Source organism: Streptomyces sp. NPDC054840 (assembly GCF_053611065.1).
On the sequence record NZ_JBSGZP010000471.1, the window covers coordinates 679 to 5,886 of the forward strand.

3 protein-coding genes are annotated in these 5,208 nt (G+C 71.0%); all 3 read right to left on the reverse strand.

The annotated features are described in order from the left end of the window. Nucleotides 1–153: 153 nt before the first annotated feature. Complete coding sequence (locus ACWGIU_RS27140; protein ID WP_453710019.1) at nucleotides 154–999, reverse strand: DegV family protein; 846 nt, start codon at nucleotides 997–999, stop codon at nucleotides 154–156. A 117-nt stretch (nucleotides 1,000–1,116) separates the two neighbouring features. Further along, nucleotides 1,117–1,944 carry a hypothetical protein gene (locus ACWGIU_RS27145; RefSeq protein WP_453710021.1) on the reverse strand — a complete coding sequence of 276 codons (828 nt, stop codon included), beginning with the start codon at nucleotides 1,942–1,944 and terminating at the stop codon, nucleotides 1,117–1,119. Between the two features lie 130 nt (nucleotides 1,945–2,074). Continuing rightward, on the reverse strand, nucleotides 2,075–4,945 hold the full coding sequence (gene leuS, locus ACWGIU_RS27150; RefSeq protein WP_453710023.1) for a leucine--tRNA ligase: 2,871 nt from the start codon (nucleotides 4,943–4,945) through the stop codon (nucleotides 2,075–2,077). Between the last annotated feature and the right edge of the window lie 263 nt (nucleotides 4,946–5,208).

Consider the following 5,208-nt stretch of genomic DNA (forward strand, 5'->3'; position numbering starts at 1 on the left):
GGCCCGGGCCACCAGTGGCACCCGACGGATACGGAGCACGCGTTCGAAGAGTCATGCCACGACCGTAGAGGCGGATCCCGCCCCCGGTTCGGAACACTCAATTCCAGTGGAAAAAATGCTCGTTGTGGATAACCGTGCCACCCATTCCGGTGATCAGCGGGGCGAGACGACCGCCGCCAGCAGCCCCGGGCCGGTGTGTGCCCCGATCACCGCACCGACCTCGCTGACGTGCAGCTCGACCAGCCCGGGGATGCGCTCGCGGAGCCGCTCGGCGAGCTTCTCCGCCCGCTCCGGAGCCGCCAGGTGGTGCACCGCCACATCGACGTCGGCGGACCCGGCGCGCTCGACGGCCAGCTCTTCCAGGCGGGCGATGGCCTTGGACGACGTACGGACCTTCTCCAGCATCTCGATCCGCCCGCCGTCCAGCGTCAGCAGGGGCTTCACCGCCAGGGCGGAGCCGAGGAGGGCCTGGGCCGCCCCGATCCGGCCGCCGCGGCGGAGGTAGTCGAGGGTGTCGACGTAGAAGTACGCGGCCATGTCCGCCGCCCGCTTCTCCGCTGCCGCCACGGCCTCGTCCGCGGATCCACCCGCCTCGGCCACCTCGGCGGCGGCCAGCGCGCAGAAACCGAGGGCCATCGCGACCATGCCGGTGTCCAGGACACGGACCGGTACGGGTGCGGTCCTGGCGGCGACCACGGCCGCGTCGTAGGTGCCGGAGAACTCGGCGGACAGGTGCAGGCTGACGATGCCGGTGGCTCCGGCGTCCGCCGCCGCCCGGTAGGCCCGTACGAACTCCTCGGGGCCGGGACGCGACGTGGTGACCGAGCGGCGCTTCTGCAGGGCCAGCGCCAGGCTGCGCGCCGAGATCTCGGTGCCCTCCTCCAGCGCCTCGCCACCGAGCACCACGGTGAGCGGGACGGCGGTGATTCCGTGCCGTGCCATGGCCGGTCGGGGCAGGTAGGCCGTGGAATCGGTGACGATGGCGACATGGCGGGACATGAGCCGGAGGTTACCGCCAGTGGGGGCGGGACGGCAGCCTGGCCCCACGACGCGACCGCCGGCCGGTGCTCCTACGGCGGCGAGAGCCTACGGGTACGAGCCCCCGCGCGCCCTCCCTCAGGTCGTGCTCTCCGGTCGGCGCGCCTTCTGCCAGGGGTACTGCGGTACCGGAGCGGCCGGATTCAGGGCCTGCGGCTGATCCGCGCCACGAGCTGGGCTCGCCGCCGCCGAGGACTGCCCCGAAGCATTCGCCGAGGGCTGCCCCGAAGCATTCGCCGAGGGCTGCCCCGAAGCGTTCGCCGGGGCGCTCCCCGTAGCCTGCGCCGGACCCGCCGCGGCGCCGTTCGCCTGCGCCGCGTCCCACGCCGCGGCCGCCGCCGCGAGGTCGTCCACCGGCTCCCGCGACCAGTCTCGCAGCGCCCCGGACTCGACCTCGATCTGGGCCGACAGCGTGGACAGGTCGTCCTGCGCGAAGCGCTGGGCCCGGTCCCGCGCTGCCCACCGCAGCGAGTCGGCGGCCTGCGTGATCTTCTTCGTGCGCTCGCGCAGGTCCGGCAGCCGCTCCGCGATCCGCCGGCGGTCCGGATCCTGCTCCAGCCTCTTCAGCTCACCGTCGAGCTCCAGTCCATGCGCACTCAACCGCTCGAACAGGGCGATCGACTCGTGCAGCGAGACGTCCGACCGGACCCCGTCCTGCAGCGCCTGCTGCGTGGACCGCATCGAGGTCCGCAGGTCGAGCCGCAGCTGCGCCAGCGCCGCCGTGACCCCGACCTGGCCGAAGCTCTTGGCGCGCAGGGTGGTGTCCTCCACGGTGCGCCGCGCCTGCGTGATGGTCCGGTCCACACCGCGCTTGGTCGCCTGCACCACCTTGACGGTCGCGTACACACCCAACCCCAGGAAGGTGAATAGCACCATCAGCGCGAAGATGATCAACGCGGACTCCATGAGCGTCCCTTCCCCAGCACCCGACGGCTCTTTTCCGTCCCCTCCACGGTAAACGCCGCGGGCAGGTCAGGGGTTCCAATCGAACCCCCAACCTGCCCGTACGGGATCCCCCCTATGCGGGGGTGCACCCTCAGATGACGATGTTCACCAGCTTCGGGGCGCGCACGATCACCTTGCGGATCTCCGCGCCGCCCAGCGCCGCCACGACACCCTCATCGGTCACGGCCAGCTGCTCCAGCTCCGCCTCGGAGATCGTCGGCGACACCTCCAGCCGCGCCTTGACCTTGCCCTTGACCTGCACCACGCAGGTCACGCTCTCGTCCACGACGTACGCCGGGTCCGCGACCGGGAAGTCCTGGTGGACCACCGACTCGCTGTGGCCCAGGCGGTGCCACAGCTCCTCCGCGATGTGCGGGGCCAGCGGGGCGACCAGCAGCACCAGGGCCTCGGCGACCGAGCGCTCCAGGGGGCGGCCGGCCTTCGTCAGCGCGTTGTTCAGCTCGGTGATCTTCGCGATGGCGGTGTTGAAGCGCAGCCCGGCCAGGTCCGCGCCGGCCCCGTCGATCGCCTTGTGCAGCGCGCGCAGGGTGCCCTCGGCGGGCTCGGCGTCGACGACCGTCACCGCGCCCGTCTCCTCGTCCACGATGTTGCGCCACAGGCGCTGCAGCAGGCGGTACTGGCCCACCACGGCCCGGGTGTCCCACGGACGGGAGACGTCCAGCGGGCCCATCGCCATCTCGTACAGGCGCAGCGTGTCGGCGCCGTACTCCTCGCAGATCTCGTCGGGCGTGACGGCGTTCTTCAGGGACTTGCCCATCTTGCCCAGCTCACGCTTGACCGGCCGGCCCTCGAAGAAGAACGTGCCGTCGCGCTCCTCCACCTCGGTGGCCGAAACCGGGAAGCCGCGCTCGTCGCGGTAGACGTACGCCTGGATCATGCCCTGGTTGAACAGCTTGTGGAACGGCTCGACCGAGGACACGTGGCCCAGGTCGAACAGCACCTTGGACCAGAAGCGCGCGTACAGCAGGTGCAGGACGGCGTGCTCGGCGCCGCCCACGTACAGGTCGACACCGCCGTGCGGCCGGTCCTCGCGCGGGCCCATCCAGTACTGCTCGATCTCCGGGTCCACCAGGGCCGAGGAGTTGTGCGGGTCCAGGTAGCGCAGCTCGTACCAGCAGGAACCGGCCCAGTTCGGCATGGTGTTGGTCTCGCGGCGGTACGAGCGCACGCCGCGCCCGTCGCCGAGGTCCAGCTCCACCTCCACCCAGTCGGCCTTGCGTGACAGCGGGGTCTCCGGCTGCGACAGCGCGTCGTCCGGCTCGAAGGTGCGCGGAGAGTAGTCCTCGACCTCCGGCAGCTCCAGCGGCAGCATCGACTCGGGCAGCGGGTGCGCGACGCCGTCCTCGTCGTAGACGATCGGGAAGGGCTCGCCCCAGTACCGCTGGCGGCTGAAGAGCCAGTCACGCAGGCGGAAGTTGACGGTGCCCTCGCCGATGCCGCGCTCGGCCAGCCAGTCGGTGATCGCGGCCTTCGCCTCGACGACGCCCAGGCCGTCCAGGGCGATGCCCTCGCCCGTCGAGTTGACCAGCTTCGCGTCGTAGGAGACGAAGGCGTCGTCCCACTCGGCCGGGTCGGTGCCGCGGCCGTCCGAAGGCTCCACGACGCAGCGCATCGGCAGCTCGAAGGCCCGCGCGAACTCGAAGTCGCGGCCGTCGTGCGCCGGGACGGCCATGATCGCGCCGGTGCCGTAGCCCATCAGCACGTAGTCGGCGATGAAGACCGGGACCTTGTCACCACTGACCGGGTTGACCGCGTACTCGCCGGTGAAGACACCGGTCTTGTCCTTGGCCTCGGCCTGCCGCTCGACGTCCGACTTCGAGGCGGCCTGCTTGCGGTAGGCGCTGACGGCCTCGGCCGGCGTGGCGTGCCCGCCGGTCCACACCTCGTGGGTGCCCTCGGGCCAGGCGGCCGGGATGAACTTCTCGACCAGCGGGTGCTCGGGCGCCAGCACCATGTAGGTGGCGCCGAACAGGGTGTCCGGACGGGTGGTGAAGACGGTGATGGCCTCGTCGCCCAGCGCGAAGTCGACGCGCGCGCCCTCGCTGCGGCCGATCCAGTTCCGCTGCTGCAGCTTGATGGCCTCGGGCCAGTCCAGCGCGTCCAGGTCGTCGATCAGCCGGTCGGCGTAGGCGGTGATCCGCATGTTCCACTGGCTCAGCCGGGACTTGAAGACCGGGAAGTTGCCGCGCTCGGAACGCCCGTCGGCCGTGACCTCCTCGTTGGCCAGTACGGTGCCCAGCCCGGGGCACCAGTTCACGGGCGCGTCGGAGGAGTACGCCAGGCGGTACTCGTTGAGTACGTCGGCCCGCTCGGCCGCGGTCAGACCCGCCCAGGCGCGGCCGCCGGGGACCTCACGGGAGCCGTCCTCGAAGGCGGCGACCAGCTCGGTGATCGGGCGGGCCTTCTTCGCGTCGGCGTCGTACCAGGAGTTGTAGATCTGCAGGAAGATCCACTGGGTCCACTTGTAGTAGTCCGGGTCGATCGTGGCGAACGACCGGCGCTTGTCGTGGCCCAGGCCCAGCCGGCGCAGCTGGACCTTCATGTTCTCGATGTTGGCCTCGGTCGAGACGCGCGGGTGCGTGCCGGTCTGCACGGCGTACTGCTCGGCCGGCAGGCCGAAGGCGTCGAAGCCCAGGGTGTGCAGGACGTTGTGGCCGGTCATCCGCTGGTGGCGGGCGAAGACGTCGGTGGCGATGTACCCGAGCGGGTGTCCGACGTGCAGGCCCGCACCGGACGGGTACGGGAACATGTCCATGATGAACTTCTTGGGCCGTGCGACCAGCGCGGGATCCCCGGCCAGGTCACCGGTCGGGTTCGGGGCCTCGTACGTGCCCTGCGCGTCCCAGACGTCCTGCCAGCGTGCCTCGATGTCGGCGGCCATGGCAGCCGTGTAGCGGTGCGCCTCGGCCGCCTCGTGGGCCGGGGTGTTCGTCTCGCTCATGATTTCTGAAGCTCCATCGATCGTCTCTGCCGTCTCTGCCTGCCCAAACGAAAAAACCCCTCGCACAGGAGGGGACGCCGCGCCGGGTCCGACCGTCTCGAAGGGTCGGTACTGCTCAGCGCGGCTCGGTAAGCAGAAGGCGTACGGCACGCATGGCGTCAGGGTACCGCAGCGGCCCCTTCCGACGCTCGGCCGTTCCACCCGTCGACACGGCACACGGGGCACGGGGCACGGGGCACAACGAAAAGCGGGCCACCCGATCC